Source organism: Rothia sp. HMSC069C01, assembly GCF_001814655.1.
In the GTDB taxonomy this organism is placed as follows: domain Bacteria; phylum Actinomycetota; class Actinomycetes; order Actinomycetales; family Micrococcaceae; genus Rothia; species Rothia dentocariosa.
The window spans coordinates 1-4727 of sequence record NZ_KV817399.1 but is presented as its reverse complement, the minus strand read 5'-3'; the positions used below and the strand labels follow the sequence as shown (position 1 = coordinate 4727).

Below are 4727 nucleotides of genomic sequence, written 5' to 3'. Positions count from 1 at the left end.
AATCATAGGAATACCGGGTGACAGCGCCGCTCGGGTCAGTAGCCTCAACCAACTGAGACAAACCATCATAAACGTAATTCCATACGGCACCGCTGGCGGTAGTGAGGCCAACGAGGTTACCCCATGTGTCAAAAGTGCCTTCGGTCGTATGACCTAGCGGGTTAGTGACACTAGCGATTTCTCCGCCTGCATTGTAGGTAAACCGGATAGTGGCACCGTAGGGATCCGTTACCGAAATGGGGAGATTTCCACGACTCCAAGACGTATTGGTGCTGTTACGCACAAGCGCGGTAGGGATTCTACGGCAACCTCGGGGTACGCAAAAGTCCAGCGGGCACCATCTGCGTTTTCGATACTCGCAAGCGCGCCTGAAGAATTGTACGTCGCCGTACCACGACGACCGAGCGGATCTATAACCCCAATAACACGTCCGTGGTCATCACGTATCAAGGTTGTAGTATTACCCGCACCGTTTGTCACGAGGACGAGATCACCGTAAGCATCGTACTCGAAGGTTGTGGATACACCCGTTGGGTCAGTGACTCGGGTAAGAAGACCCCTGTCGTCCCAATCATAAAGCGTCTGAGCACCGTCTGCGTCAATCACAGCGCTTGGGTTTGGGTTCACCGAATCCGCATATTCATAGCTCACGGTCATTGGCGTACCCAGATTGCGGGGATCACGTGCATCCCGCACAGATACGCCGGTTATGCGATCGTGTTCATCCCACCCGTAGGTGTAGTCGGTACCCTCAGGGGTACGTTCACGCTTCAGCCTGCCTCGGTTATCGAATACGCGCGCGGTCCTAGAACCATCGCGCTCAGTAATACCCACACGGTTTCCGAAAGAATCGTACCGCATGGTCTGACGGCTGCCGTCGGTGGCGGTGATTCCGATCAAACGCCCCTTAGAATCGCTTGTCCAGAGGTTAGAGTTATCCCCTGTTTCAGCATCCGCCACAATAGTAACCAAGCTCGGGGTATAGGTGTACGAAACTTCGCGCCCATACTCGGTGAGCTGGTGAGCTACCCGGCCCAGTTCATCGTAGGTGTTGGTAACCTCTACAATCCCGGTGGCATTGATAACCTCACGGATAAGTCCGGCATCTGTGTGAGTATACGAACGGACACCCGCATTTGTTGTCACACTCGTCAGATGCTCACCCTCATACGAATATTCGGCGGCCATTAGTGGCGTATCGGCTTCGGTACCGGTCGTGTTATAGGTATAAGCACTAATCGGGCGATACTCGGGAGCCTCAGTGCTTTGAACTAGCGCTTCATAGTTCACACGAATTCCGCGCTGGGATCCTGGATGCACCAGATCTGTAACCTGCCCCTGCGCATCACGGAATGCGACCACAGTATTTGATGGGTGCCCATCAGTAGCACTCACCCAATCCCCAGAAGCGCTGAACCCAAAGGATTCGTGAGCATTATTCATCACGATCCAATAGAAGGGTTCCTGCGTGAAAGCTTGAACTGCGGATTCATCTAAGCCACGAGAATTCTTGAGCTGTTGCTGTGTTTCACGCTGCAAGGCTTCGATACGCGCATACGCATCAGAGCCCGGTTCTGCCTTTGTCAGCCACCATGCTTCCCCAGAGGCACGCGCGAATCCTTCACCTTCACGCGCGAACGTGAGGATGCGCCCATCGGCGGTAAACCATGATGCTTTATCGGCATCAAACTCAAGACGCTGATCCAGAGTAGAGGACCATCCGATGCCAAAAACACCTGAAGGAATATCTTGCGAGTTAGTCACAGCCAAGCTGTTATACATACGTTTCAGGTTCAGATTACGCGCAAAAGTTCCCGGGAAAGAAAGGTCGGTTTCAGGCTCAATGAAGTTACCCGTTGCCACGTTTACCGGATCATTTGCGAATCCGGAAGTAGGGATTTCGCCCGTGACCTGAGCGGGATGAACCTCGATTTTCTGAACCTGAGGAGCACCAGTTCCACGCTCCTGCATACGCTGATCCAGATATGCATTCGAGACGGTTTTGATGTTACCGGTGCCAGACCCAGCATCCCTAAAATCCTGGGCAACTCCAGAAACCCAGGTATTGACCTGGTTGCTCTGTTGAAGCCACCCCGCCATGCTGTTGATTGTTTCGCTGATATCGAGCGACCCGTGATGGCACAAACTTGTGTAGGTGTTTAGCGCATTCGTAATGTCGGTATGCTTGAGCCCTGCTTCGTTGTCGTAGGATACACAGGCAGTATTGTAGCCGTCGAGGTTCTCTGGAATAGCAGAGGAAGTACCGCCGGATGCATCAGGGGCGCCAGCATTGACATCGCGCTGCGGGGCAGAGCCAGGCTCAGCAGGTTTCGACGGGTTGGGAGCATAATCGGGACGGTGTTTGTTGAGAACAACACCATCCCAAGTTTGCTGCAAACCGTTGCGGTTCTCCCACTCCCGGGCTTTCTTACGGTTTTCGTTTTCAACATGTGCGCACTCTTTGATGTAATCTACCAGCTTCGCGCCATAACGGAGCATCGCCACAACGTTGGCGGAGTTATTGGCAAGTTGTACGTGGCACATATGAAAGTCGTGGGCGTATTTGCCCTCAAATTTATCTCGTGCAGTATCAAAAAGACCGTCTCGCCCGCCCTGCTGGGTTTCGATAGTGTCTGCGGCAGAATTCAGCGCATTTCTGAGGTTATCGGATGCCCCATCATCAAACTGAACGTCAGGCATAGCGCGCGGCTTATCAGCCGTGCCGATACTCATGTTGTCGTCAACAGAGCTTTGCGGAGGATCAACATGCTTGAGCTCAGGCATAGGCGCCGGCTTACCGCCCAAAGAACTTGGTGAACCGCTGTTTTCAGGGGCGATAGGTTCAGGGCGGACGTGCGGCATAGCTGCTCCTTGTGTGGTTGTGGTTATATCAACGTAGATATAGTTAATGTTTGTGGGTGTCACAGAACACTGTATAGGATATATTTACCCTAACCTTCACATAAGGGTTAGTCAAGGATATTCGTCATGAACAGTACATTTAGGCGCGGCATGTCGGGCTGCTTCGCGCGTGAGGCGGTTGCCGAATCATGCATATACGGGAACGGGCATGCATCGGTCGGGTATAACCAACCTGGCCTTTAAGTAGTGATGTTTAGATTTCTACCTCCGGCAGTGTAGGCACTGTACTCGCTCGCAGGAAGTCCTGACTTAAAGGTCGAAATCATAAGTTATTGGTAGGAATAATAGGGATAAGGAGTATAAGGGGCCTGGAGAGTAACAGCAATGGGAAACTATATTTATTATTCCCTCATCTTTAGTGGCATCGTTATCTGTAGTTACCTCTCGTATCGAAGCGAGAAAAAACAAAAGAACTACTATCAGAAAATAACCTCGGCGTATGCCATGGACTGGGGTGCCACACCGTCCTCGCATCGTGTGCCAACATTCGGCAAGGCAGGAGAAGACTCGTCTGCTGAGGGAAGTGCTGTGCATAAGAATGAGCGCTCTGATACTTTGGGAGAAACTCCTGAATCTGTTCCTGCTAGGGATGTCGAGGAGTTCGTGGAGAGTTTTACGAACATTGTTCAGAGGCGGCCTTTGTTATTCCCCATTGCAGGATGGGCCATGATGATAACAATCATATTTTTGTAGGCTATATTATTCTAGCTTTTATTGCGAGAAGGCCTTCGGAAGAATACGTCCCTTTTATTTTTGTTGTTTGTGTGACGTTTCCTGTTGCTGTTTTTTGCATTAGGTTCGGTCGTGATGATTATGTGAATTTTCGGCGTGCGGAGATTGTGCATAAACCTTTGGGTGGTGCTCGAAAGAGTTTTCCGTATCATGCGATTGCTGGGTATTATTTTGATCCTCGTAATACAGAGCATGGGGTGTTTGAGGTGCAGACTCGGCAGGGGTATAAGGCGCGGTTTGTGCCGGGGATGTATAACTGCGTGTATGTGGGGTCGCAGATTGCGTTTCGGCTGGATTATGGGTATTGGGCTAATCCGTTATCCACGTCTGACATGTGTGCGCTTGCTGCGTATGTGACAGATTTTCGGTGGGTGTATCGTTTGTTGGAGGTGCCTGCTAGCGCTCATTTAGATCAGCGTGATGTGGGGCTAAGGCCGGTGGGGAGTCCTACACCTGGTGCTGAGTATGTTCGCGTAGTTCCTGAGGTAGAGGATTTTGTGTATGCGAAGTCTGTAATTACACGGTAGGTATCTGAGCGGTTCAAGGATTAATTTGCTTGGTGTTTATGAGGATGGGGTGAGTACTATCAAGTCTGGTTTCACGGCTGGGGCGAAAGCCTACGGCGGCAACAGTAAAAATACTCGTGGGGAATCCGAAGCCCCTGAGGCTAGTTTTCAGACCGGCACATCGGGAACGGTAGTCTCTGATGAGTGACGGACTAATCTATGGAATCATCTGCGTCACGTTTGTAGCAACAACATTCTGGCTCTCAGCCGTGTTTGAAGGACGTCGGCGTGAGCGTGAGCAGAAAATCCAGCAGATAGTAGAAGAAGCCTCTGACCCTCGGGCTGTGGTGCGGGTGTTGGCCTCGGTGCGGGTACAAGCCTCATGGTTCATGAAGATGCTTCTGTGGGTGCTTCTTATTTTGATCCTCCTGATGCAAGTATCTTTCTTTGACCGTGTCCTCTCTGGTGGATCACCGGAAATACCGGTTATCTGGATCAATTTCACGTTTTTGGTTCTGGGTCTTCCTTCTGTGGTGTGGGGTTTGTGGGTGTGCAGGGTCTCGTACC

General features: G+C 51.3%; 5 protein-coding genes and 1 pseudogene. 4 read left to right on the top strand and 2 right to left on the bottom strand.

The genetic code is table 11. The features are described from left to right. Positions 1 to 283: RHS repeat protein (locus HMPREF2981_RS10650; protein ID WP_168165926.1), on the bottom strand; the 283-nt coding region annotated here is incomplete at its 3' end. After that, entirely contained in the window at positions 229 to 2862 is a 2634-nt protein-coding gene (locus HMPREF2981_RS06725) for a DUF6531 domain-containing protein (RefSeq protein WP_070661853.1), read from the bottom strand. The genes HMPREF2981_RS10650 and HMPREF2981_RS06725, both read right to left, overlap by 55 nt. Before the next feature lie 384 nt (positions 2863 to 3246). Between HMPREF2981_RS06725 and HMPREF2981_RS06720 the strand changes: the two genes are divergently transcribed. The 4 genes and pseudogenes from HMPREF2981_RS06720 to HMPREF2981_RS06710 all read left to right on the top strand — a co-directional run. Next, entirely contained in the window at positions 3247 to 3615 is a 369-nt protein-coding gene (locus HMPREF2981_RS06720; protein WP_070661852.1) for a hypothetical protein, read from the top strand. 146 nt (positions 3616 to 3761) lie between these two features. Then, the gene (locus HMPREF2981_RS06715) at positions 3762 to 4181 is read left to right on the top strand and encodes a hypothetical protein (protein WP_210398820.1); all 420 of its coding nucleotides are present in this window, start codon (positions 3762 to 3764) and stop codon (positions 4179 to 4181) included. Positions 4182 to 4230: 49 nt separating this feature from the next. After that, the gene (locus HMPREF2981_RS10645) at positions 4231 to 4368 is read left to right on the top strand and encodes a peptide methionine sulfoxide reductase (RefSeq protein WP_246825364.1); all 138 of its coding nucleotides are present in this window, start codon (positions 4231 to 4233) and stop codon (positions 4366 to 4368) included. Further along, positions 4361 to 4727, top strand: a pseudogene (locus HMPREF2981_RS06710) (hypothetical protein); the annotation flags it as partial. The gene HMPREF2981_RS10645 and the pseudogene HMPREF2981_RS06710, both read left to right, overlap by 8 nt.